The 23,170-nt window shown below is 64.2% G+C and carries 21 protein-coding genes; 12 read left to right on the top strand and 9 right to left on the bottom strand.

The annotated features are described in order from the left end of the window. Positions 1-30: 30 nt before the first annotated feature. Together MKK62_RS09135 and MKK62_RS09130 are read right to left on the bottom strand one after the other, a co-directional pair. Positions 31-882, bottom strand: coding sequence for a CbbQ/NirQ/NorQ/GpvN family protein (locus tag MKK62_RS09135; protein WP_240261375.1), 852 nt, complete (start codon positions 880-882; stop codon positions 31-33). Positions 883-1,054: 172 nt separating this feature from the next. Further along, positions 1,055-2,686: a nitric oxide reductase activation protein NorD gene (locus MKK62_RS09130; RefSeq protein WP_240264232.1), complete on the bottom strand. Its 1,632-nt coding sequence runs from the start codon at positions 2,684-2,686 to the stop codon at positions 1,055-1,057. Between the two features lie 461 nt (positions 2,687-3,147). Here MKK62_RS09130 and MKK62_RS09125 point away from each other — a divergent pair, with 461 nt between their 5' ends. From MKK62_RS09125 to MKK62_RS26635, 3 genes are all read left to right on the top strand, one after another. Beyond that, the gene (locus tag MKK62_RS09125; protein ID WP_240261376.1) at positions 3,148-4,428 is read left to right on the top strand and encodes an amidohydrolase family protein; all 1,281 of its coding nucleotides are present in this window, start codon (positions 3,148-3,150) and stop codon (positions 4,426-4,428) included. A 138-nt stretch (positions 4,429-4,566) separates the two neighbouring features. After that, complete coding sequence (locus MKK62_RS09120; protein ID WP_434085043.1) at positions 4,567-5,907, top strand: TetR/AcrR family transcriptional regulator; 1,341 nt, start codon at positions 4,567-4,569, stop codon at positions 5,905-5,907. 129 nt (positions 5,908-6,036) lie between these two features. Then, positions 6,037-6,393, top strand: coding sequence for a DoxX-related protein (locus MKK62_RS26635; protein WP_491562397.1), 357 nt, complete (start codon positions 6,037-6,039; stop codon positions 6,391-6,393). Between the two features lie 154 nt (positions 6,394-6,547). On the opposite strand, the gene MKK62_RS09115 is transcribed toward MKK62_RS26635, so the two are convergent. From MKK62_RS09115 to MKK62_RS09095, 5 genes are all read right to left on the bottom strand, one after another. Beyond that, the gene (locus MKK62_RS09115; RefSeq protein ID WP_240261378.1) at positions 6,548-7,729 is read right to left on the bottom strand and encodes a thiolase family protein; all 1,182 of its coding nucleotides are present in this window, start codon (positions 7,727-7,729) and stop codon (positions 6,548-6,550) included. Beyond that, a complete protein-coding gene (locus MKK62_RS09110; protein WP_240261379.1) occupies positions 7,729-8,157 on the bottom strand; it encodes a Zn-ribbon domain-containing OB-fold protein in 429 nt (142 codons plus the stop codon). The genes MKK62_RS09115 and MKK62_RS09110 overlap by 1 nt, the downstream gene beginning before the upstream one ends. Beyond that, complete coding sequence (locus tag MKK62_RS09105) at positions 8,150-9,556, bottom strand: aromatic ring-hydroxylating oxygenase subunit alpha (RefSeq protein WP_240261380.1); 1,407 nt, start codon at positions 9,554-9,556, stop codon at positions 8,150-8,152. The genes MKK62_RS09110 and MKK62_RS09105 overlap by 8 nt, the downstream gene beginning before the upstream one ends. 20 nt (positions 9,557-9,576) lie before the next feature. Further along, the gene (locus MKK62_RS09100; RefSeq protein WP_240261381.1) at positions 9,577-10,482 is read right to left on the bottom strand and encodes an SDR family NAD(P)-dependent oxidoreductase; all 906 of its coding nucleotides are present in this window, start codon (positions 10,480-10,482) and stop codon (positions 9,577-9,579) included. A gap of 67 nt (positions 10,483-10,549) precedes the next feature. After that, entirely contained in the window at positions 10,550-11,446 is an 897-nt protein-coding gene (locus MKK62_RS09095; protein ID WP_240261382.1) for an enoyl-CoA hydratase/isomerase family protein, read from the bottom strand. Positions 11,447-11,530: 84 nt separating this feature from the next. Here MKK62_RS09095 and MKK62_RS09090 point away from each other — a divergent pair, with 84 nt between their 5' ends. The 3 genes from MKK62_RS09090 to MKK62_RS09080 are packed head-to-tail and all read left to right on the top strand — an operon-like array spanning position 11,531 to position 14,185. Then, positions 11,531-11,962 (top strand): SRPBCC family protein, encoded by a 432-nt coding sequence (locus tag MKK62_RS09090; RefSeq protein ID WP_240261383.1) that lies wholly within the window; start codon positions 11,531-11,533, stop codon positions 11,960-11,962. Next, positions 11,959-13,140: an acyl-CoA dehydrogenase family protein gene (locus tag MKK62_RS09085; protein WP_240261384.1), complete on the top strand. Its 1,182-nt coding sequence runs from the start codon at positions 11,959-11,961 to the stop codon at positions 13,138-13,140. The genes MKK62_RS09090 and MKK62_RS09085 overlap by 4 nt, the downstream gene beginning before the upstream one ends. Next, complete coding sequence (locus MKK62_RS09080) at positions 13,130-14,185, top strand: acyl-CoA dehydrogenase family protein (protein WP_240261385.1); 1,056 nt, start codon at positions 13,130-13,132, stop codon at positions 14,183-14,185. The genes MKK62_RS09085 and MKK62_RS09080 overlap by 11 nt, the downstream gene beginning before the upstream one ends. A 13-nt stretch (positions 14,186-14,198) precedes the next feature. On the opposite strand, the gene MKK62_RS09075 is transcribed toward MKK62_RS09080, so the two are convergent. Continuing rightward, a complete protein-coding gene (locus tag MKK62_RS09075) occupies positions 14,199-15,407 on the bottom strand; it encodes a cytochrome P450 (protein WP_240261386.1) in 1,209 nt (402 codons plus the stop codon). Between the two features lie 142 nt (positions 15,408-15,549). Between MKK62_RS09075 and MKK62_RS09070 the strand changes: the two genes are divergently transcribed. From MKK62_RS09070 to MKK62_RS09060, 3 genes are read left to right on the top strand one after another with little or no spacing between them, the layout of a single operon-like run. Then, entirely contained in the window at positions 15,550-17,634 is a 2,085-nt protein-coding gene (locus tag MKK62_RS09070) for a CoA transferase (protein ID WP_240261387.1), read from the top strand. Continuing rightward, positions 17,621-17,854, top strand: coding sequence for a hypothetical protein (locus MKK62_RS09065; protein ID WP_240261388.1), 234 nt, complete (start codon positions 17,621-17,623; stop codon positions 17,852-17,854). Before MKK62_RS09070 ends, MKK62_RS09065 begins: the two co-directional genes overlap by 14 nt. Beyond that, positions 17,851-18,969: a thiolase family protein gene (locus MKK62_RS09060; protein ID WP_240261389.1), complete on the top strand. Its 1,119-nt coding sequence runs from the start codon at positions 17,851-17,853 to the stop codon at positions 18,967-18,969. Before MKK62_RS09065 ends, MKK62_RS09060 begins: the two co-directional genes overlap by 4 nt. Here the strand turns inward: MKK62_RS09060 and MKK62_RS09055 are convergent, their stop codons facing one another. After that, entirely contained in the window at positions 18,970-20,190 is a 1,221-nt protein-coding gene (locus MKK62_RS09055; protein WP_240261390.1) for a CaiB/BaiF CoA transferase family protein, read from the bottom strand. Positions 20,191-20,279: 89 nt separating this feature from the next. On the opposite strand from MKK62_RS09055, the gene MKK62_RS09050 reads away from it, so the two are divergent. The 3 genes from MKK62_RS09050 to MKK62_RS09040 are packed head-to-tail and all read left to right on the top strand — an operon-like array spanning position 20,280 to position 23,163. Further along, complete coding sequence (locus MKK62_RS09050) at positions 20,280-21,503, top strand: CaiB/BaiF CoA transferase family protein (RefSeq protein WP_240261391.1); 1,224 nt, start codon at positions 20,280-20,282, stop codon at positions 21,501-21,503. Further along, positions 21,479-22,720 carry a CoA transferase gene (locus MKK62_RS09045; RefSeq protein ID WP_240261392.1) on the top strand — a complete coding sequence of 414 codons (1,242 nt, stop codon included), beginning with the start codon at positions 21,479-21,481 and terminating at the stop codon, positions 22,718-22,720. Before MKK62_RS09050 ends, MKK62_RS09045 begins: the two co-directional genes overlap by 25 nt. Beyond that, positions 22,717-23,163, top strand: coding sequence for a VOC family protein (locus tag MKK62_RS09040; protein ID WP_240261393.1), 447 nt, complete (start codon positions 22,717-22,719; stop codon positions 23,161-23,163). The genes MKK62_RS09045 and MKK62_RS09040 overlap by 4 nt, the downstream gene beginning before the upstream one ends. Positions 23,164-23,170: the final 7 nt, after the last annotated feature.

Raw genomic sequence — 23,170 nt, 5'->3', positions numbered from 1 at the left:
TCATACCTTAACGGTCCGCGTTGCGCAGCGTCAACGAATCGAGCGGGCGGACTCTCCCAGATAGATGCCAATCATCTCGTTGAGACCGCGAGAGACGATTACATCGTCAGTGAGCGGGCCCGCGATTGCTGCTTTCGCTGCATCTACGATCGACAGGCCCTCGCTGATCAATTGGCCCGCCGCGATAAGCACGCGGGTGGACGCCACCTCGCGCAGCCCACCGGTCTCCAGACGGCGGATCGCCTGACCGAAGCGGACCAGCTCAGCGGCAACCGACGGGTCAACGCCCGATTCGTGAACGACGATCTCTTCCTCGACTTCCGTTGCAGGATAACCGAAGTCGATCGCAACCATGCGCTGCCTCGTCGAGTCTTTGAGGTCCTTCAGGACGCTCTGGTAGCCGGGGTTGTATGAGACGACAAGACCGAAGCCCGGTGCCGCGTCGAGCGTGATTCCTAGCCGTTCGATCGGCAACTGGCGGCGATGATCCCCGAGTGGGTGTAGAACAACAGTGGTATCTTGGCGGGCTTCGACAACCTCGTCGAGGTAGCAGATCGCTCCCTCGCGGACCGCGTGGGTTAGCGGTCCGTCAACCCACACTGTTTCATCGCCACGAAGCAAATAGCGCCCGACCAGGTCGGCGGTCGTCAGGTCGTCGTGGCACGAGACCGTAATCAATGGCCGGCCGAGATCGTGGGCCATCGCCTCCACGAACCGAGTCTTGCCACAGCCGGTTGGACCTTTCAGGACCAGCGAAAGCCCCTGCCGGTAAGCCGCTTTGAAAACCGTCTCTTCGTTGCCCACCGACCGGTAATACGGGCGTGGTTGAGCGGTCAGGGATCCGGCGCCATTCCGCTGCGGGTGCGCGACCTCGTTGTTCATCCGACCCCTTCCGCCATCCGACTCCTGGCAGTGGTACGCCACATGCCCTCGGTCACAGTGCAGCAGCTTAGATGGAACAGATGTTTGTTTTAGCCAATCGCACGAAATTGGCAGATCTCCCGACTCGACCAGCAGTGGCGAGACGACTTGGCCCCTCCCCCGCCGGACCCCCTCAGCACGCACGTCGCTGCATTTCAGCGGACCGCACGGCGGATCTGAACAGAGGTCCGATAACATCTGGAAGTTGTTCGGGCCGGCCAACAGCGGCGTGCGCCGTACTTCCGAAGACCTTCCTCAGCGATCCGACGTCCGTCGCCGCCCCCACAGTCAGGCAGACACAACCGATTCCGCGACGCCGCGCCTCGTCGAGTGCACGGCGCGCGTCCGCCGCGCCGTAAGCAGGTTCGTATCCATGATCGTAGGCGAGCCCGTCGGACAGCACGACAAGCAATCGTCGGGGCGTTCCGCCGCGCTGATCAAGCACGGTCGAACCGTGCCTAATGGCTGCGCCGAGGCGTGAGTATGCACCAGGTTCCAGACTGTTCAAGCGCTTGAATACGGCCGCGTCGAGGTGGTCTTCGAACCGCTTGACTGGCACCAGTCTTACCGCGGCTCGGCCCTGCGAGTAATAGCCGTATAACGACACTCGATCACCGAGATCGTGCAGCGCGACAACGAGATTGGCAGCCGACGTTCGCTGCTGTTGATGCACCGTCCGCCCGAGCGTACCGGGCTCGGCGGCCGAGCCTGAGATGTCCAATAGCACCAGCACTGACAGCTCGCGGCGCCGCCGCAGGCTGTCGAGATAGACCGCATCAGACGGCACCGATCCTGCGAGTAATTCGACGCGCGTTTCGACGGCCGCGTCAATGTCGATGTCGTCGCCCTGGTACTGACGGCGTTGCCGCTGTAACCCCACACCGAGCCTTGCGAGTGGGCGCCGCACCCCGCTACTGCACTCGATGACCTCGGTCGCCGCACGCTTGATTTCCGGCTCGACCTCTCGGACCGTGCACCAATCGGGACGATATGCGCCGCGGTTCGCGTCCCATTCCGGATACTTCATCCCGTCCTGTTCGACATCCGCCTCGGCAGCCAAGGCAGTCGACGAAACCGCAAAGGCGCCCCGCTTGGCTGAATTCGTCCGGTGGGTCGGGGTATCCGCCCCCGGTGGGCCGCCCCGGTCGTTCCCCGACTTTCGGGACGAAGACAGCATCTTCTTGAGCCACTTGCCAATGAAGCCGCCACCGCCTACCGGACTGCTAAACATGTCGGGATCGTCGCTGTCGTCCACAGCATCGTCGGCGAGTTCGTGCAGCTCACCCTTCGCCCCTTTTCGGGCAACGTGACCGACTTTCTCATCCTGGACCGGGGCGCGCTTCAGAACCGCGGCGAGCTTCTTCGCGCGTATAACTCCGAAATTGAGCGGCGGCTCGACGGCTACGGTCTTGCCTGAAGCGATCGTCAGAGAGTCCGCGGCCGAGCAGCTGAGAGCGGCGAGCTCACGATCTGCTAACGCAGTCAGCCTCGCCGGCAGCAAGTCGTCGTTGGCGACTAAAGCCCGGTGCGCTTCGACGGCAAAGTAGCGGCGACAAAGCTTGGGATGCCGTATCAGTCGGTCAACGATGTCCGGCGCCAGGCTGCCTGCCGCAAGCATCGACGCATGAACGGCCACCGCCTCTAGCGTTGCACGGGGCTGCGCGGAGGGATCGACGTACACGGTCTGTCCGTCGGTCCAGGACGGCCCACCTGCAACTCCAGCGGTGACGGCGAGTGGGCGCCCCGCAAGGGCTGACGCCAACATCCCGAGCGACTGCTGGTGATGGTCGTCGACACTCACCGGGCAGCCTCCTCACCGCATTGTCGACATTGACCTAATACTTGTTTCACCGTAGAGTCCGAATGCGTTGGAGTCAATCGACCGCCATGCCAGATGAGGGCTTTCGGACAGCGGTGATTATCCGTGCACGGTGAGGCAACCAGCGCCAGGCGATCTACCGGCAGCGAACGTGGAGCGACCCACGTCGCCACCGACGGTGGAGCTGCGGCTTGTCCTACTCGCAACGAAGGCAGGAAATACGTAACCGTGATCAAAGACCTCGTTCACGACGCGTCGGCAGAGCAGGGTCGACGGGTCCCCCGCCCTGCCAACGTATTTGGCGGCAACAGCATCACGGTGGTGGCCATGCAAAGCGGCGGCCGCGAAAAGCACGTGACCGCGACGTCTTAACTGCATCCCATCGAAGCTGAAAGGAAGCACTCAGTATGAATATGAACGACATGGTTCTGGTCTCGGTGGACGACCACATGGTCGAACCGCCCAGGCTGTTCGACAATCACATCCCAGCCAAATACAAGGACGCCGTCCCCAAGCTGATTCAGCGCAAGGACGGTACCGATGCGTGGGTCTTCGAGGGTGCGGAGGCTACCAATGTGGGCCTTAACGCGGTCGCCGGACGTCCGCCGGACGAGTACGGGGCCGAACCTACGAGATTGTCCGAAATCCGCGAGGGATGCTACAACATCGACGAGCGCATCCGCGACATGAACGCAAACGGAGTGGCGGCGGCGCTGAATTTCCCCTCCTTCCCTCAGTTCTGCGGACAGTACTTCGCCCGCGCGAAGGATAAGGACCTCGGACTCGCGGTGCTGCGCGCATACAACGATTGGCATATCGACGAATGGTGCGGCGCGTATCCAGGCAGAATGATTCCTCAAGCACTGCCGCCGATTTGGGATCCGCAGCTGATGGCCCAGGAGGTGCGCCGTGTCGCGAAGAAGGGTTGTCATGCCATCTCTTTTTCGGAGAACCCGACCAAGATCGAGTACCCCTCTCTGCACGATCCGCACTGGGATCCTTTCTGGCAGGCCTGTAGTGATGAGAACACGATCGTCAATCTGCACATCGGTTCGTCTTCGAGTGTCGTGATCACGTCGATCGATGCGCCCGTGGACACCATGATCACGCTGCAGCCGATGAGCATCGTGCAAGCAGCGGCGGATCTTGTCTGGTCGCCGATGTTGCGTAAGTTCCCCGATCTGCGATTCGCCCTGTCGGAGGGCGGGATCGGTTGGGTGCCTTACTTTTTAGAACGCGTGGACCGTGTCTACAAAATGCATCGCGCATGGACCCATCAGGACTTCGGCGACAAGACACCCAGCCAAGTGTTCCTGGAGCGAGTCGCGCTGTGCTTCATCGACGACGAGTTCGGGATATCCAACCGTGACAAACTGAATATCGACATGGTGACGTGGGAGTGTGACTACCCGCACTCGGACTCCACTTGGCCGCTGGCGCCGGAAACTCTCGATATCTACCTCGACGGTCTGCCTGATGACGATATCGACAAGATCACCCACGAAAACGCCCTGCGCCTGTACAACTTCGACATGTTCAAGCACCTTCCGAAGGAGCAGCTGACCGTTGGGGCGTTGCGTGCTCAAGCTACCGATGTCGATCTTGGCTTCCGGTCGTCAGAGCGATTAAAGAAAGTCGGTACCGACACGGTGTCGGTGCTCGACTTGGCGTCGAAGCTAGCGACTTAGGGTAGGCCGCGGTGGGTATCGATGAACTGCTCAGCACCACGACCGGCCGTCGCATCGCAACATCGTCGCTGCCCGGCTTAGATAGAATCCATATCTAGGTGTGCACCCGTGCGAAGACCGGCAAAGGAGGGCTTGGCCATGGCCGACGGCGCGAAGCGAAGTTCCGTCCAGAGCCGGTCCGCGGGGAGCCATAAAAGTCGTCGCAATGGCAAGCTCGTCGCAGTGTCGGACCAGCGATCGGTTGACGCCACCCGCCGCACCGAAATCTTGAGAGCGGCAAGCGCCGTTGTCGCCGCGACGGGCTTAAGGACGTCCGTGCAACAGATCGCTGACGCCGCGGGCATTCTGGCCGGCAGTCTGTATCACCACTTCGAGTCGAAAGAGGCCATCTTCCTCGAGCTTATTCGGCGCTATCACGCTGATCTGGATCGTATCGGTGACGCGGCCCTCGCACGCGTCGACGAACCCGACCGTGGTCCAGTGTCCGATCAGATCGAAGCACTCGCGTGCGAAATCGCACGCTGCGCTGTGGAACATCGTGCCGCACTTCAGATGTCGTTCTACGAGGGCCCCAGCAATGATCCCGAGCTTGTCCAATTGGCGAAGCGTCCGCCGGCCAAGATCCAAGCCGCGATGCTGCAGGCGCTCCGCGCCGGCCGATGGAGCGGGTATATCCGAGTCGACTCCGATTTGCCCACCTTGGCCGACCGTATCTGCCAGAGCATGTTGCATGCTGGTCTCGATCCCGTCCGACACAATGCCGCCGTCGACGAAGTGGCCAAACTGAAAAGTCGGATCCTGTTAGAAGGCCTCGCGGTCAATTCACCTACTGACGCCGATCTCGACAAGTCAGAAGCATTCGCGGTGGCCGAGGAGATCATCGAGAGTTGGGTGGACACCGAAGATGCCACCGATCTCAAGGCCGCTCATTTGCGGGCGGTCGCGCGCGCCGAATTCGGTCGACGTGGATACGAAATGACGACGGTGCGCGACATCGCCGCAGCCTCGGGCTTGTGCACCGGGACGGTTTACCGTGTAGTCGGCTCCAAAGATGAGCTGCTGATGTCGATCATGCTCGAGTTCGGACGCAAGGTTGGTGGTGCTTGGACGGATATTGTCCGCTCGGATTCGACGACCATTGAGAAGCTCGATGCGCTGAGCTGGCTGAATATCAATGCGCTCGACCAATTTCCGGACGAGTTTCGAATTCAGTTGGCGTGGCTGCGTCAAACACCCCCCGATACGGCCACCCCGGCGTGGTCGTTCGCCACCCGCATTCGGCAGATGAAAGCACTTCTAGCCAAGGGTATTCGGGCAGGCGAGATAAGGACCGAGAGCGCAGCAACGGAACAATTAGCTCGCTGCATCATCGGCGAGCAGTGGATTCCAGAAAACATTCTGAGAGATATTGGCACACGAAATTCCCTTTTGCTGGCTCGAGACACCACCCTGCGGGGTATCGCTGACCGTGACAAGTGAATGAAGTTGTCTTCGCCAAAGGCATTCGCACAGGGGAGATTCGCGTCTGTAGCCCACCAGATCGACGGCAACGGATGCTTGCCACGTATCTCGAGGCTCCTAGAAACGACGGCGCTGCAAAGTTAAGGCATGGTACACGACCGCAGCCGCGACCGGCGCAAACTGTACTTCGGGATGTCCGTAATGGCTGTCGGACTCGCGCATTTCGTGCGTCCGCGAATTTTTGAGCCGATCACTAAGCTCGGCTTTCCCGAACGGCCACGAACGTTCGTCTACATTAATGGCGCGGTAGAAACGTCGATCGGCCTACTGCTCGCAGTCCCGCGATTTCGCACGGCATCAGTCATCGTGGCTCTGTGCTACGGGTTTCATTTTGGCGGCAACGTTATTCGGAGCCTTCTGCGGCGATCCTCCCACCGCACCTATGCTGCGCGAAAACTCAACAGCCCAATGAGACTCGGTGAATGCCGCTGCCGGCAACTGTAACCACCACCTGCACCATGCAAGCAGCACCAGTACTTCAATCATTGCAGCTTTCAAGGCCATGTCAGTGCCGAATGGAACAATATGTACATATAATGTCCTATTGTGTAGGGTTAGACCGCAGGCGAGCCTGACCCAAACGACACCTATGCAGTTATCAGTTCGATCGGCGTAACAGCATCATCGTTGTGCCGCTGTTGGCGCCGCCGACGCCACAGGCCGCCAGGGCGGCGTCGGGCACCTGCCGGACACCCCCGTCTCCGCGTACCTGCACACACGCTTCGTGCAAATGACCGAAGCCATGCAGACGACCACCGGAGAGCTGTCCGCCCGCGGTGTTGATGGGTAACTCGCCGCCGAGTGAAAATCGCGCCGGATCAGCTACCCACTCCCCTGACTCGCCGAACTGACAAAATCCGAAGTCCTCCAGAAAGCACAGGACGAAGACACTGAAACCGTCGTATAGAGACGCGTAGTCGACGTCGGCCGGCGTGAAATCGGTACGTTTCCAAATAGTCGACCACCGGGAGTTCAAGCGGGCGATATCCTGACCACCCTCCCAGAGAAACCTATCGTGGTGCGCACAGTCGAGCGCTTCTACGACCACGCCGGGATGATCCAGCGCAGCTGCGTGTTCCGCGCGTGACACCACGAACGCCGTCGCACCGTCGCAGGCGATGTCGCAGTCGTACATGCACAGCGGGTCCGACACCATCCTCGCCCCCAGATAGGTGTCCAGGTCGATGGGATCGGTGTATACCGCCTTCGGGTTGAGCTTGGCATGCGCGCGCTGCACGATCGCGATCTGAGCGAGTTGCTCTCTCTTGAGGCCGAAACGTTCCATACGCGAACGGATTTGCAGCGCAGCGAGGTTCGCCGCCGACACACCGTAAGGCAGCTGCCAGCCGAGTTGACCGGTCGCGCGCGAGCCTGCCGGCACCCCGTACCCACGACGGCGGCCGCTGCCCTGGGCCGTGCCCTCCCAGATGCTGCGCCAGCACAGCACGTGATTCGCCATGCCCCCCGCGACGGCGAGCATCGCATCGACCACCGCACCCAACTGCCCGGGGTACTCGACCCCACCGGCGACCCAGTTGGGCCGAATCCCGAGTGCGTCGTGCAGTTCCCGCAGTCCGGCGCCGGAAAAGCCTTTGCCGGCCATCGATGCGCCCGGATAGGTCGTCAGCCCGTCGATATCTGCGAGGGTGAGCCCGGCGTCCTCGACCGCTGCCACACATGCGTCGATCGTCAGCTCCAACGGATCGCGTCCGAGTCGGCGACCGATGTCGGATTGGCCTATGCCGCTGATGATCACGTCGTCGGTGAGCCTTCCGGCCATCACCGCTCCGGGGAGAACATGGGCAGGTAGACGTCGTCATCCTCACCGTCGGAACAGGACTCGAATGTCACGCGAACCGGCATGCCGACGTGTATCCGTTCAGGGTCGACGTCGACGAGGTTGGTCAACACCCGCGCGCGGGTGTCCTCGACCGGGTTGACGAAAGCGATGACGTACGGCGTCGGGATGCCGGGAAAAAACGGGTGGTGGTTGACCGTCCAGGATTCGACGGTGCCACGGCCCGACAGCGCCTCCCACACCGGTACGGCGTGGTCGTATTGGCAACGCAGCGTGGGCGGGTGGATAAGACGCTCACATTCCGGGCAGCGCTGTAGCCGCCATACCCCTTCGGCGCCCGACGTCCAGTACGGGCGATTGCCAGCCGTCAACGCGGGCAACGGTCGCGTGCCCGCAGAATCGTCAGCCATCGCCGTCGACACCGAAAATAAACCGGTCGGCGATCGCGTGCTCGTTACGGATCGACATCTCCTGGGCGGTATTGAGCCACAGACCTTCGAAGCCACGGGAATGCATGCCGGCGTGAATCGCGTCGATGTTCCTGAGATCCTGGGCGGGGAGTTCACCCCAGCCGTCGTGGTCCTGCCAACGTTCAACCTCGAGCCAGCTCGTCTCGGGCACCTCATCCGCGGCGAAATGCTCCAGCGAAAACATCTCGAACACACAGCGATTCGGGTCTTCGGCGTCGGGAAGCATGCGGTAGCCCAGCAAGCACGACTTCTCCACCAGGATCACCAGTGAGGGAAAGACATGCCAGTCGCCGTTGCCGGCGAAGTACTGCTCCATCGTCATCTTCGGAAAATCGACGCCCTCGGCCAGCGCCAACTCCTCGCACATCTGGTGGTACAGCACGAATGGCGGGATCTCACCGGGCTCCATGGTGGCCAGCTGTTGTGCCGCCCGGTAATCCCGCTCGGTGACCAGTGAACCTATCTCGAGGTAGTTGTACTGCATGGAGTTGGCGAACACCTCTGGTCGCGCCGCCTGTTCCTTGCGCGCACTGTCGCGGTCACCGGTGTCGGGCCGGGCTGTGTAGATGAAACGCGAATGATTGCGATAGGGGATTGTCGGCGTGTACGGCGCGTAGACGAACTCTTGGGGCGGCGCGGGTTCGGCGGACGGTCGCGGACCCTGGACGGCCCGCAATGTCTGCGGATGCGTGCCCGGGGTGTGATAGCCCTCGATGAACGCGTCGATGACCGTCTTGTAATTGGCGGCCAACCTGGTGCGCTTGCGCCAGCGGAATCGCATGTCCTGCAAACGAAATGGCTCCAACGCGGTGGGGAGCGGGTCCAACCATTCGAGTAGCTCCGGCGGGTCGTCGGCCATGCTGATGAAAACCCATCCGCCCCACGCGCCCACGGCGACCTGCCGCAGCGACCACTGCTCCCTCGGACGGTTCAGGAATTCGTCACGGGACGGCACGAATGATGAGCGCCCGTCGAGCGCGTATCGCCAACCGTGAAATTCGCAGCGCAGGTCGCCGGCGGTGGCGCAGCCGGTCCCCCGCACGACTTTCATGCCGCGGTGGGTGCAGGCGTTGTAGAACGCCTTGATCGCTCCATCCTTTTGCCGTACCACCATGATCGATTGCCGGCCGATGGTGTACTCGTAAAAGCTTCCGGGGTCAGGGATCTCTTCCTCCCGGCACGCCGGCTGCCAGACCTTGGTGAAGAGCCGGTCGAGTTCGAGCTGCAGGAACTCGGCATCGATGTAGCGGCTCTTCGGGACGAACGTCTCCCCGCACGCGTAGCGGGGGGGCACCTTGCCGGTCGCCTCCGATTCGGTCCCAACGTCGATGGCGGTCATCGCGTACCCCTTCCGGTGCCTTAGCCGGCGGGCGGCTTGTCGAAGATGTTGGGGTAGAGCACCGCTTCTTTGAACGAGGTCTCGATCTCGGTGAACGCGCTGGCGATGTCCCAGGTGCCGGATGCGGACACGATCTCGCGTTCAACGACAGGATTCGACATCAGACTGATCCGGCCGTTGCCCGCGAAGATCACGCGACGGTTGAGCCATTCCGATTGCTCGCTGGCCAGGTACACGACTGGCGGGACGACATTCTCTGGCGCCAGCCGCTTGTTCTCTGGCGAATAGTCCATGCTGCCACCGCCTTTGATGCCCTGGGTCATTCGGGTGCCTGCGATAGGGGCGATCGCATTGGAACGCACACCGTAGCCCTTGAGTGCGTTCGCACAGGAAAAAGTCAACCCGACGATGCCCATCTTCGCGGCGGCGTAGTTGGGTTGGCTCGGCGCGCCCTGGAGGCCCGACATCGATGTGAAATTGATCAGGCGATACTGGCCGCCGCGGTTCTCCCGCCACCACGCCGCCGCATGCCGGGTCAGGTTGAATGTGCCCTTGAGGTGTACGGCAACGACAGAGTCGAAATCCTGCTCGCTCATCTTGAAGACCATGCCGTCGCGCAGGATGCCCGCTGCGTTCACCATGATGTCGAATCCGCCGAGGGTGGCGGCAGCCCGGGTGATCAACTCTTCGCAGGCGGCGAAATCGGTGATGTCGGTGCTGTCGGAGAACGCCTTGCCGCCGCGCTCGTTGATCGCCGCGGCGACGGTTTCGGCGGGACCCGCGTCGTGACCGCTGCCGTCCACGGCCACCCCGGCGTCGGAAACCAGGACGGTAGCCCCTTCAGCCGCCAGACCTTCTGCGACCGCGGCACCGATCCCACGACCGGCGCCAGTCACCAGCGCCTTTCGCCCGTCAAGAACACCCATCATCGCTCCCTTAGCTGCAGACTCCGACTCAGCATACAGAACACATGGACAGAATCTGTATAGCTGATTATTCGAAGCCCCATTCGGCGTAGCGCCGCTCAAGCTCGGCCATCGCCTCACGACCGCCGCGAGTCGTGCGCTCCTTCATGAAGTTGAACTCGTCGTCCCGCCACGACAGATTGCTGAACACGCTGTGTCCCATTGGAACCCAGTCACGGAATTGCGCCATGCCCACGGCATTCCAGAAGGTGATGAGCGCGTGTTTGCCGATCATCAGGCCGTCGGCGGAGTGATGCGCGATGGCCCGCGCGTACCGCAGTGCCTCATCTCGCAGGTCGTCGACCGGCACGACCGACGCGGCCACGCCCCAGTCTTTGAGTTCCGCGGCGTGCACCTTGCGGCCCGTGATCATTGCTTCGTAGCCCCGGTTAGGCCCGAGCTTGAGCAGTGCCAGTGGCATTGCGGTGGAGAAGCCGGCGAAGCCGATACGCGCCTGCGGTCGGGCCAGGTACATGTCGTCGGCAACGACCAGGATGTCGGCCGCTAACGCCAAGTTCATCCCGGCTCCGAGTGTTGCGCCCTGGCATGCTGCGATCACTGTCTTCGGAAACTCGAGCCAGTTGGTGAGATGCCGATGCAGCCGACGGGCATTGGCCAGTCGTGCCGTCTGCGGCAGTCGTTTTCCCTTGCTCAGGCCCGCTTTCTCGATGGGGAGCCTGCGCACGTCGTCGCCGCTGGAGAAGTCCTTGCCTGCCGCGGTGAGCACGACCACCTTGACGTCATCGTCGGCTTCAGCCTTGTCCAGCCTGTCCTTGAAGAGGTCGTGCATGTCCGGCGAGAGGATGGCGTTGCGCCGGTCCGGCCGGTTGATCGTTATCTGGGCGATGTGTGGCTCGACCACCTCGTATCGAACCCAGTCCTCGTCGACCTCGAGACCGTCGGCACCCTGCGCCGTCTCACCCATGCTGCTCGCCTCTCGTCGCGAATGCACCGCTGCACATCGGAACACTATCCGATTATTTGTTCAGTAAACTGCTAATGTTCGCCCATGCCCCGAATCGCAATCGCAAAACGGGTTGATGCGCCCGCTTCGAGGGTGTGGGCGCTGCTGGCCGATTTCGCGGACGTCAGTTGGATCCCGGTAACCGGTCGAGTGGACGTCACCGGCGACGGCATCGGCATGAGCCGGTCCATCTATGGACCCAGCGGTAACCCCGTCGTCGAGACGCTGACCCACCTGGACCACGATCGGATGGAGCTGGGTTACTCGATCGCCGACAATCCGCTTCCGGTGTCGCGATTCGAAGCCCTCGTCACAGTCCACCCAGCCGAGGAGGGCGCCGACATCACGTGGGATGTCGACTACGACCCGGTCGGCTCCGCCGAGGCTGACGCGGACGCCGCCAAAGACGCGATCGAAGCCGTCTACGGAATGATGGCGGGTTGGCTGGCCGACGGCACTGCCACTCAGGGCCGATGACCGACCGTGACTACGGGGTTCCGCTGTCCGCGCCGGACCGTGCGTACCGGGACGAGGTACAAGCCTTTCTCGCATCAGCGCTCACGACGGAGATAACGTCCGAGGCGGATCGCCTGGATCGAATGCGGCTGTGGCAGAGGCGGCTTCACGAGGCCGGATTAGCAGCCATCTCGTGGCCCGCGGAATTCGGCGGGCGTGCCGCCACACCGGTCCAGCAGTTGATCTTCAACGCGGAGATGGCGGCCGCTCGTGCGCCTGAGCCGATCAACCGCAGCGCCATCAACCAGCTCGGCCCGACCATCATCCAGTGGGGCACCGAGGAGCAGCGCAGCTACTTTCTACCGCGAATCCTCGCGGCTGAGGACGTCTGGTGCCAGGGTTTCAGCGAACCCAACGCCGGCAGCGACCTGGCCTCCCTCGCCACACGCGCCGTCGTCGAGGGCGACGAGCTGGTGATCACCGGCCAGAAGGTGTGGACCTCCAAGGCGCACTACGCGAACCGCATCTACCTCCTTGCTCGCACCGATCCAAACGCCGAGCCGCGCAAGGGAATCAGCTACATTCTCGCCGATCTCGCGACGCCGGGTATCGACGTCAGGCCGATCCGACAGATCTCTGGACAAGCCGAGTTCAGCGAGGTGTTCTTCGACGCCGCTCGGGTGCCGCTGTCCCGCGTACTCGGCCCGCTGCACGACGGCTGGCGGGTGGCGAAGTCGACGCTGGGCTACGAGCGGGTCGGCCAAAGCCGGACCCACCGCATCGAGCGCCGGCTGGATATTCTGGTCGGTCTCGCGAAGCAGCCGAACGCGCTGAGCGACAAGGGCTTAGATGACGAGTACGTCGCCGATCAGCTGGTCGGCTTCACCGCCCGGGTCGAGGCGCTGCGCCAGATTGCTTCGCAGGCGACCGCCGCGGGTGTCCGTGGGGTCAGTCCGGGACCAGAGGCGTCCATGGCGAAACTATTGACCTCCGAAGTCGACCAGGCGATGGCGAACTTCGGGCTTGACCTGGCCGGCCCGCTTGGCACTCTGGAACACGGTTCACCGTCGGCCACCAAGAACGGCAACGTAGCAAAGAGCTACCTGCTGATGAGGGCCGCGACATTCGGCGCCGGCACATCGGAAATTCAGCGCAACGTCATCGCCGAGAGATTGTTGGGATTGCCCCGTGACCCCTGACCGCGAGCCGTCGCTCGACGAGATCGCCGACGCTGCGGCAGAACTCGCAGAACTGCGCAGCACCGCGGACCACATTCTCAACCAGGCGTGGACCGTCGACCGTGCCCGCGCGCTGCTAGACGGGCCTCCCCCAGCCTTTGACGAGCAACTGTGGAAGACCGTGCTCGCCTTGGGGTGGCCGGATGTTCTGGTCGCCGAAGCGTACGGCGGTGGTGGTGGTTCGCTTCGCGAGCTGTGCGTGCTCGCCGAGGCCGCGGGTGCGGCCGCGCTTCCGGTTCCCCTCGCCTCGGCAGCCGCCGCGGCTTGGTGTGAACAGCGCCGCGCCGCCGGACTCACCCTGATTCTGGAAGACGTCGGCGCCACTTCCAGCGAGAAGGAGATCAACGGCACCTGGCCGCTAGTCCACTACGGAGACGCGGCCGACCAGCTCTTGGTTCTCGGATGGCGAGACGGCCAACCCGTGCTGGGCGCTGTCGACACCACAGCTTCTGGAGTCGGGCGACAACCCGAGCAACCACTCGACCGCAATCCCGCTGCGAGCATCACCCTCACGGACGTGCCGCTGCGGGTGCTGGCGTCAGGTGCCCCGGCGGTCGAGAAGCACCGTGACGCGCTACGGCGCAGCCGGCTCGCCACGGTCGCCGAATTGATCGGGATCGCGGCGGCCGCCAACGACGCAGCCGTGGAGTACGCCAAAGTACGGGTGACGTTCGGCCGACCGATCGGAGCCCGGCAGGCGATCAAACATCGCCTGGTGGACCAGCGTTCGGTGATCGAGATCGCGCGCGCTCTGGTGAATCGCGCGGCCGATGCGGTCGAGCTCCAGCATCCCGATGCGGCAGCCCTGGTTTCACTGGCGTGCTTCTGGGCTATCGACTCGTTGCGTCAGGTGCCTGAGGGAGCCATGCAGGTCTTCGGGGGTATCGCCTACACCTGGGAGCACCAGGCGCACGTTCACCTGCGCCGCGCCGCATCCCGGGTAGCGGCACTGGGATCGCGGGCAGAGCACCGCGCCGTCGTGACGCAGTGGCTGCGGACTAGATGACGGCGGACGCGAGTCAGCGGTATTCCAGCGTCACAGGAAGTCGATCGTAGGTGTGCACAAGTGCCGACGGCCGCAACACGCCGTCTCCAGTCACGCGTAATCCCTTGGCCCGCTTGATTACTTCGTCCAGCACGACGCGTGCTTCGCGCCGGGCCAACGCCGCGCCCATGCAGAAGTGCTCCCCGACTCCGAACCCGAGGTGACCTGACGCGTCGGGACGGTGAACGTCGAACTGCTCTGCGGTGGGTCCCCAATGGTCGGCATCGCGGTTGGCTGAGGCATAGGCCAGCAGAAGTCCATCGCCTGCTCGGATCGTCGCCCCGCGGATCTCGGTATCATGGGCCGCTTGCCGCGCCATGCTCATCACGGGCGTCCACCAGCGCATGACTTCCTCGACGGCGTTGTTGCCGACCTCGGGATCGGCGAACGCCTGCTCGGCCTGATCGGGGTGCATGTCGAAACATGCTGCAATTCCGGCAATCAGGCTCTGAGTGGTCTCACTGCCCGCGGCGAGAAGCGTGAGCGCGTACGTCATCACCTGGATCTCGTTGAAGGGCTCACCGTCGATGCGTACCTGGGACAGCATCGACAGCAGGTCATCGGTGGGGTTGCCGGCGCGCTCCGCCACGAGCCCCATGAGATACGGCGCAACCTCACCGAAAATTGTCTCCATGTCACCGTCGTCGGCCACCCCGCTGCCGACTTTGGCGATCGTGGTGGCCCAGCCGGCCACCTTCGGCCAGTCGGCTTCCGGCACGCCGAGGAGGTGAGCAAAAACGTACACCGGAAACGGCTCGGCCACATGCTCGATCCAATCGAACTCGCCGTCGGGGAGACCGTCGAAAATCGAAGCGATCACCTCGCGCACCCGAGCCTCGATCTTTGCGACCGCGGCCGGGGTGAAACGCACTCCGAGCGCCTTGCGGTGGGCACGATGCTCCGGCGGGTCCATGAAAAGAATGCCGCGGCCACCGTACCCCTGCGGGTCGCGCCCCTCGCGGTGGGCGATCAGGTCCATCATGATCGCGATGCGTTCGGACTTGAACTTCTCGGGTCGCGCGGAGATGGTCTTGATGTCGTCGTACTTTGTGATCACCCAGAATTTGCCCTGCTCGTACCAATGGACCGGGTCAGTCTCGCGCAGCTCACGAAACGTCGCGTTGGGGTCCCCGAGGTAAAACGACGCGTCGTCGAAACGGGACTCGGACAGAGCTGTGGTCATCGACATATCCTGAACAATAGAACACCGTATGTGAATGTGTGAAGCCATCGGCATGCCGACGGGTTGGACAACAACAGAACGAATACTGTTCAATTGTCATGCTGTCTCACGTGAATACATGATGCGCAGGATCTGACGAAGGGTGACCGACGCCGTGCCGTCTTCGGGGTTTTTGTCGGGAACTCGCGTGCTGCACAGCGGCACGGGTATACCCGGCTCCGCGGCAGCGGCGCTTCTCGCCTCCCTCGGGGCGTCCGTAGACCGGATATCGGGTAATCCCGTCCACCGCGCGGGCCCGGTGATCGACACACCCGAGGGGACGGTCGCCGCCGTCGATCTGGTGCTCAACCGAGAGGCGGCCGAACTGCCCGCTGGCATCGCGCCGAACTTTCAGGCCTACGACATCGTCTTCGCTGACGACGCGGACGACGTACCGGACCCACAGCGCGGGGTCGTGATCGTCATCGTGTCCGCGTTCGGTGTGGATGGCCCGCGTAGCCATCGGCCGGGCGGCGAGATCACCGCACAGGCCAGCGGCGGACTCCTCGCCACCATCGAAGACGCCGATGGAGTCCCGGTGCCGGCCCCTGGCTACGTCGCATCGAAAGCGGTTGGGGCAGTGGCGGCGCTGGCCGCGCTGCACGGACTGGATCGCCGCAACCGCGAGGGCGGGGCGGTGGTCATCGACGTCTCCGCTCAGGAGGCGGTCATCTTCACCGCCGCACTGCCTGAATGCGCACACATCCTCTACCGCTGTCCCGGTCGGGCCGGCAGCGGCCGTTATCTGGCGCCATCCGGAGTGTTCGCCTGTCGTGACGGACTGGTCCGGATCACCGCTGTCGAGAACCATCAGTGGAGAGGTTTGCGCGCCGCACTCGAGGAACCCGCATGGGCCACGGGACTTGATGAGCGACAGGCGCGCATCGAACACGCCGACCTCATCAACGCACGAGTCACCGAGTGGACCGCCAGCCGGCTCAAAGCAGACTGCGCTGCTCTTCTGCAGGCCAACGGCGTGCCCTCCACACCGGTCAACCACCCGGCCGAGCTCCTCGACTCGCCGCAACTGGTTCATCGCGGGTCGCTCCAACACGCCCAACTGGCCGACCAAACGGTCGCCGTGCTGGGTCCACCGTGGTCGATCAGCGCCTCCGGCGCGAGCAGGCAGTCCGCGCACGGTCTGGCAGCGCTCAGGATCGCCGAACTCACCCACGTCCTTGCGGGCCCTATCGTAGGGTCGCTCCTCGGCGCGATGGGTGCCCGGGTCGTGCGGCTCGAAGACCCAGACCGGCTCGACATCTACCGGCGCAGTGGACCTTTCGCGGACGGCATCGCCGGCCCGGAGCGGGGCGCCTACTTCGCGATCGCGAACCACTCCAAGCACAGCGTCCTGCTCGATCCCGCACGCGCCGTCGACGACGTCGTCGCAATCCTCGATCAGTGCGACGTGCTGATCGAAAATGTCGGATCGAGCCGCCTCAGCCGTTTCGGAGTCGACCCCGCCGAACTCGCCGACTCCGGTCGGCTCACGCTGCGGGTGTCGGGTTTCGGTTCCGACGGCCCTCTGGCCGGCTACCGCGTGTACGCCAACAACGTTCAGGCCTACGGGGGTCTAGCCAAACTCACCACATGCGACGACGGAACTCCGGCGCGCCTGGGTACGGTTCTGGCGGACCCGTTGTCCTCCGTGGTCGGCGCGGTGGTGATCGCCGCCTGGGCCCTCGGACCGAGCCGGTCCAGCGGCGCCGTCGTGGACCTGTCGATGGCCGAGGTGGTTGCGTCGACGGTGTCGGAGTACCTCACCGCGGCGTCCACCGACTCCCTTCCCGGCAACGCCGACGTCCGGCGTGCCGTCCATCGAGCAACTGACGGGCGCTGGGTTGCCGTCGAGCTGTGCGGCGAGCAGTGCGCCGCCGAAACAGCCGAATTCGTGGCGACCCTCGTCGCGATCAATCGGTCCGAAGACGCCGTGTTCAAGCTGCAGGGAGCGGGAGTCGAGGCCGCGGTCGTGTCCCGCGCCGACCAGCTGATCACCGACGCTCACCTAACCGAACGCGGATTCTTTCCCGAAATCGCCCACCCTGACCCGGATCTCGGCACAGCTCGACTCGTCGGGCTGCCGTGGCGCTTCCGGGGCGAAGGGCCTGTGACACTGTCGCCCCCACCTGCGCTCGGGAGTGGAAATGCCGACTACGAGAGGACGGCCCGTGCCGATGTCATCACCTGACCGTGCCGCGACAGTTTGGTCGTCGACCTTCATCCCGTCCAAGTCGCCGTTCGCGGATTTCGGCACCGAGGGATACAGCGTGGCGTGGGTCGATACGCCGAAGGGTCGAATCCAGGTTCTCGTCGACGGCGCCCGGCCCGCCCCCGGTACCGTCGGATCACTGGTGACGCGCACGTTCGACGATCTACAGATCGACGTCTTCTGCGCAGGTGCCCAGTGACGGTCGCCTATCTGACCGGTGTCGGCGTCACAGAATTCGGCAGACACGGCGAGGCGCCTTTGGCCGATCTGGGAATCAATGCGGCGCGAAAAGCTCTGGCGGACGCGAACATCGACTATGGCGATGTCGGCGAGGTGTTCACGGCGTCTGCCCTCGCGCCGCCGCAGACAGGGATGAAGGTCGCGCTCGGGCTGGGTCGAACGGGCATTCCCGTCACCGCCACCGAGAGCGCGTCGGCGGGTGGTTTGGTCGCGCTTCGGCACGCCGTGTGGGCGGTGGCATCAGGGCGGTGCCGAACCGCGCTCGCAATCGGATACGAGAAGACGACGACGTTGGAACCCGGCGGCGTCGTGCCTGCCGCGGTCGGGTTCTGGGACCAATTCCCTCCCCAGACGCATTATGCGATCGAGGCGGCGCGGTGGTTGCACGACGCAGGTTGCGGACCGGACGTCATCGCGGCGGTCGCGGCCAAATCGCATAACCAGGCCCGGTTGAACCCGTTGGCGGCCAGGCGGAGTGATGAACCAGTGACCGTCGACGCCGTCTTGAACGCGCGCATGGTCGCGGACCCACTGACCAAGATGATGTGCCACGCATCGGTGGACGGAGGCGCGGCGGTGGTCGTCACCGCGCAACCGCAAACCCGCTCGGTCTCGGTGCTGGCGATCGAGCAGACCAGTTGGCCCGACGATCCGGAGTGGCCGATCATCGGACCGGTGGTCGGGCCGCCCTCGCAGTTGACGCTCACCGCCCAGCGCGCCTACACGGCCGCCCGCGTCGATCCGTCGGACGTGAACGTGGTGTCCTTACACGATATGTGCGCCAGCGAGGAGATCACCGCTCTGATCGCGATGGGACTGGCGAACTCAGCCGACGTCGTAAAGCTCGCGGAGTCTGGCGGACTGGCCAGCGACGGCAGGCTGCCCACCAACACCGACGGGGGGTGCATCGCGCGTGGCCACCCGATCGGCGCCACGGGGCTGGCCCAGGCGGCGGAGATCGTCAGTCAACTTCGAGGCGAAGCGGACGGCCGGCAGGTACGCGACGCGCGTATCGGATTGGTGCAGGCGGTCGGCGGGGGCGGATCTTGCGCCGCGGCAATACTCAGCGCCTGATCACGCTATCGCGCCGCTTTCCTTGAGGGCCAGGATACGCTCCCAGTCACCCCCGAGTTCGAGGATGAGTTCCTCTGTGTGAGCGGCGAATTCGGGCATTGGGGCCAGCGTCAGGGGCGTCTGGTCGTAGAGCACCGGGCTGGCTACCAGGTCGAACGTCTGGCCGTCGTGCTCGACGGCGACGATGTTTCCGTTCGCGCGGACCTGCGGATCGGCGGCCACCTCGGCGGTCGTCTGCACGGGTGCCCACTGGCCGTCGAAACCGTCGAGCACCCTGCGCCAGTGCTCCAACGGCTGAGCGCCGATCGTCGCCCGCAGCACCTCGATGGCGGCGGGCGCATTCTCCGCGAGTGCCGTGTGACTGGCGAACCGTTCATCGACGGCCAAGTCGGCGGCGCCCACTCGCCGGCAGAACTCACCGAAGTAGCGGTACGCCTGAAGCATCGACAGTCCCAGGAAGCGGCCGTCGCTGGTCCGGTAGAACCCGGTCAGCGGGTTGTTCGGTGCGACGTTCGCCCCTGCCGGATTGGTCTGCCACGGCTCACCGCTGACGAGCGCGGCATTGACCGCGACACCGGAGGCCCAGACGCCGACTCCCAACAGCGAGATATCAACGACCCGAGCATGTCCCGTGCGCTCGCGCTCGAACAGTGCGGCGGCGATCCCACCGGCTATCGTCATCCCCCCGATCGAATCGCCGTACGCCGGGCCGGGTTGCGGGACGACGCCGTCCAGGTCGCACGGTGTGGCGCCCATCGCGCCGCCGGCGCGACTCCAGAAGCCCGTCATGTCGTAGCCTCCGGTGCCGGCGTCGGGGCCAAGCGGGCCGTAGGCACTGCCCCGGGCGTAGACGATATCCGGGTTCACGGCGCGCAGGTCGTCCACGTCGATGCGTAGCTTGGCTCGAGCGTCCGGCAGGAAGTTCGTCAGGAACACGTCGCTGGTGCGCGCAATCTCCATCAGCAGCTCATGCCCGTCCGGTGCCGACATATCCAGTGCCACTGAGCGTTTGCCACGGTTGGCGTGTTCCATGACCGGGTTTCGATCGCCCTCCACCTTGACGTGGCCGAGTTGCCGCAGGCCTCGTTGCGAGTCACCCGTCTGCGGGTGCTCGATCTTGATGACGTCCGCACCCCAGTCCGCCAGCACCGCACCCGCCGCCGGCACGAACGTCCACTGGGCGACCTCGAGCACACGTACCCCGGACATCGGTCCGCTCATCGACACGCTTCTCCGTTCCCTGTGTCCGTGACCGTGGTCATAGATGAACAATAGAACACCATCTGTCTATTTGCGATATGGTGTCGGGCGTGGCAGGCGCGCTTTCACATCTTCGGGTGTGCGATCTGAGTGGGCAGTTGGCAGGCGCCGGCGCGACGAAGATCCTGGCCGCGTTCGGCGCTCACGTCATCCGCGTGGAGGATCCGGCCACCAACGGCTTGTGGGACGCGCTGCGCGGCGTTGGCCCTTACGTCGATGACCGGCGTGGTGTGAACCTCGGCGCCGGCTTCAACAATCACAACGTGGGCAAGTACGGCGTGACGATCAATCTTCGCACCGAAGAGGGCAAGCAGCTGCTAAGCGAACTCGTCGCGGTCAGCGATGTCGTCTGCGAGAACTTCGCGGCAGGGGTCATGGAACATCGTGGATTCGGCTACGAGGACCTCAAACGCATCAAGTCAGACATCGTTTACGTCTCCAACTGCGGGTTCGGACACACCGGGCCCTACCGAGAGTTCAAAACCTGGGGACCGATCGTGCAGGCGATGAGCGGACTGACATACACCTCGGGCCTGCCGGACACCGAACCGGCCGGTTGGGGATTCTCTTACATGGACCACGGCTCTGCCTTCTACATGACCGTGGCGATCATGGCGGCCGTTCACCATCGCGACCGCACGGGCGAGGGACAGCACGTCGACTTGGCCACGGTGCCCGCCGGGATGGCGATGCTTTCGACCGAACTCCTCGACTGGACCGTCAACGGCCGGACCGTTCAACCCTCAGGCAACCGCGCCGACTTCGACGAATACGCGCCACACGGCATCTACCCGTGCCAGGGCGAGGATAGGTGGATCGCGATCGCGTGCCGAGACGAGCGTGAGCTGGCCCTGTTGGCCAAAGTCCTCGACGAGCCCGCGCTGATTGCGGACAGATTCGCCACCCTGGCCCAACGGATCGCGGCTGCCGACGAACTCGACGGCGTCGTGGGTGCCGCCACCGCGACGCGCGACGCCGTCAGCCTGGCCGAGGATCTCGTCGGCGCGGGGGTTCCCGCCAGCGTCGTCAAGAGTCCGCAGGAGCGGATCGACGGCGATCCCGACCTGGCGCGCATGGGGTTGTTTCCGACCGTGACACATCCGGACATCGGAAAGGTTCGAGTGGAGGGTGTTCCGATGACGTTCTCCGCCACGCCGTGGAGCATCGACTCCGGCGGTCCCCGACTCGGCCAGCACAACCGCGAGATACTCGGCGAGCTGTTGGGTCACGACGACGAGACACTCGACGAGTGGGCTCAGCGAGGTGTGATCTGAGCGCGCTGGCCGACGTGCGCGTCGTCGAGATCACCGATCAGTACACGCCCGTCGCCGGCCGGACACTCGCTGAACTCGGCGCAGACGTCGTCGTGGTCGAGCCTGTCGAAGGCTCACCGCACCGGCATCGCCCTCCCTTCGTCGATGACGAGCACCATGTGAATCGGAGCCTGCGCTGGTGGGCGGGCAACGTCGGAAAGCGCAGCGTGACAGTCGATCTCAATACCGACGCCGGGGTCCACCAACTGCGTCGACTAGTTTCTACTGCGGACATGGTGCTGGCCGGTAGCGACCGCGTGGCGGGCGGAGCATTGAGTTACCGCGAAATCGCCTCGGCGCAGCCCACTTTGATCTGGGTGTCGGTCTCGCCCTTCGGCGTTGGCAGCGCCCGCGCTGACGACCCGGCTACCGATCTCACTGTGCTGGCCGGCGGCGGGCCGGTATGGAACTGCGGTTACGACGACCATTCGATCCCCCCGATGCGCGGTTCGGGCGACCAGTCCGCGAACATCGGCGGCATGTACGGGGCGATCGGCGCGCTAATCGCACTGTCGCACCGCGACCACTCCGGTGTGGGCCAGTTCGTCGACGTCAATGTGACCGCTGCGTGCAACGTGACATGCGAACAGGCGACCTACCACTGGCTGGTCAATCAGGCCGTCTGCGTCAGGCAGACCGGACGGCATGCCTTCCCGACACCGAGCTCACCGGTCCAAGTTCGTTGCGCTGATGGACATTACGCGACGACGGGGGTGCTGCCACGTAGGCCCGAGGAGTTCAGGCGGCTGGTCGACTGGCTCACCGACCTCGACCTCGTCGAGGAGCTACCCGAGACGTACTTCCTGGAATTGGCCGCCGCCCGCACGCAGCCGGTGGATCTGGCCTCGATCGGCGAGGACGATGAGACCACCGCGATACTCAGCGCGGCCCGAGACGCGGTCACCCTCATCGCGTCGCGTCTACCCGCCAAGGAGTTCTTCATTGCCAGTCAGCGCCGCGGGTTCGCGGCGGGCGCGATACTGCCGCCGCACGAGGCTTTCGACGACGAGCACACGATCGCGCGCGGCATGCACAGGCAGGTGGAGCATCCCGAATTGGGCCGCACCGTGACATACCCCGGGACGCCGTATCTGTTCAGCGCCAGCCCTACGGCCGCACCCACGCGAGCTCCGTTGCTCGGCGAACACAACGCAATTCTGAACGACATCACACGATGAGCTCTGGGCACCGCGTCACTCACATCGGCCTGTGCGTGCGCGATGTCGCGGTAGCAACGGAGTTCTACTGTGAGGCGCTTGGTTTCGAGAAGGTCGGCGAGATGCGCGTCGACGACCAGGCCTCAGCGCAGCTGCTCGACGTCGAAGGTCTGGTGCTCGACCTCGTGTATCTGCAGCGGGACGGCTTTCGGCTGGAGTTGCTCGGATACGCCGAGCCTGGCACGACCGGGGTAGCCGAGCCCCGCCCGATGAACTCGCTCGGCTTCACCCATATATCCCTTCGAGTGGACGACGTGGACGCACTGGTCGATGAAGTGGTCGAGCGCGGGGGTCGCCTGCTGGCGGACCGCACCGTGAAGTTCGGCGGCGGGAACCGCGGTCTGATGCTGACAGACCCCGACGGCAACCTTCTCGAGCTCATCGAGCGCGCATCCCGCGACTGACGTGGCC

The organism is Mycobacterium paraterrae (genome assembly GCF_022430545.2).
Lineage (GTDB): Bacteria > Actinomycetota > Actinomycetes > Mycobacteriales > Mycobacteriaceae > Mycobacterium > Mycobacterium paraterrae.
Note: the sequence above shows the minus strand (reverse complement) of the source record. Positions and strands in the feature narration are given on the sequence as shown.

Excerpts from the sequence above, each read along its gene's own strand:
- MKK62_RS09135 (WP_240261375.1), bottom strand. The coding sequence starts at position 882 with ATGAACAACGAGGTCGCGCACCCGCAGCGGAATGGCGCCGGATCCCTG.
- MKK62_RS09130 (WP_240264232.1), bottom strand. The coding sequence starts at position 2,686 with ATGTTGGCGTCAGCCCTTGCGGGGCGCCCACTCGCCGTCACCGCTGGA.
- MKK62_RS09125 (WP_240261376.1), top strand. The coding sequence starts at position 3,148 with ATGAATATGAACGACATGGTTCTGGTCTCGGTGGACGACCACATGGTC.
- MKK62_RS09120 (WP_434085043.1), top strand. The coding sequence starts at position 4,567 with ATGGCCGACGGCGCGAAGCGAAGTTCCGTCCAGAGCCGGTCCGCGGGG.
- MKK62_RS26635 (WP_491562397.1), top strand. The coding sequence starts at position 6,037 with ATGGTACACGACCGCAGCCGCGACCGGCGCAAACTGTACTTCGGGATG.
- MKK62_RS09115 (WP_240261378.1), bottom strand. The coding sequence starts at position 7,729 with ATGGCCGGAAGGCTCACCGACGACGTGATCATCAGCGGCATAGGCCAA.
- MKK62_RS09110 (WP_240261379.1), bottom strand. The coding sequence starts at position 8,157 with ATGGCTGACGATTCTGCGGGCACGCGACCGTTGCCCGCGTTGACGGCT.
- MKK62_RS09105 (WP_240261380.1), bottom strand. The coding sequence starts at position 9,556 with ATGACCGCCATCGACGTTGGGACCGAATCGGAGGCGACCGGCAAGGTG.
- MKK62_RS09100 (WP_240261381.1), bottom strand. The coding sequence starts at position 10,482 with ATGGGTGTTCTTGACGGGCGAAAGGCGCTGGTGACTGGCGCCGGTCGT.
- MKK62_RS09095 (WP_240261382.1), bottom strand. The coding sequence starts at position 11,446 with ATGGGTGAGACGGCGCAGGGTGCCGACGGTCTCGAGGTCGACGAGGAC.
- MKK62_RS09090 (WP_240261383.1), top strand. The coding sequence starts at position 11,531 with ATGCCCCGAATCGCAATCGCAAAACGGGTTGATGCGCCCGCTTCGAGG.
- MKK62_RS09085 (WP_240261384.1), top strand. The coding sequence starts at position 11,959 with ATGACCGACCGTGACTACGGGGTTCCGCTGTCCGCGCCGGACCGTGCG.
- MKK62_RS09075 (WP_240261386.1), bottom strand. The coding sequence starts at position 15,407 with ATGACCACAGCTCTGTCCGAGTCCCGTTTCGACGACGCGTCGTTTTAC.
- MKK62_RS09065 (WP_240261388.1), top strand. The coding sequence starts at position 17,621 with ATGTCATCACCTGACCGTGCCGCGACAGTTTGGTCGTCGACCTTCATC.
- MKK62_RS09055 (WP_240261390.1), bottom strand. The coding sequence starts at position 20,190 with ATGAGCGGACCGATGTCCGGGGTACGTGTGCTCGAGGTCGCCCAGTGG.
- MKK62_RS09040 (WP_240261393.1), top strand. The coding sequence starts at position 22,717 with ATGAGCTCTGGGCACCGCGTCACTCACATCGGCCTGTGCGTGCGCGAT.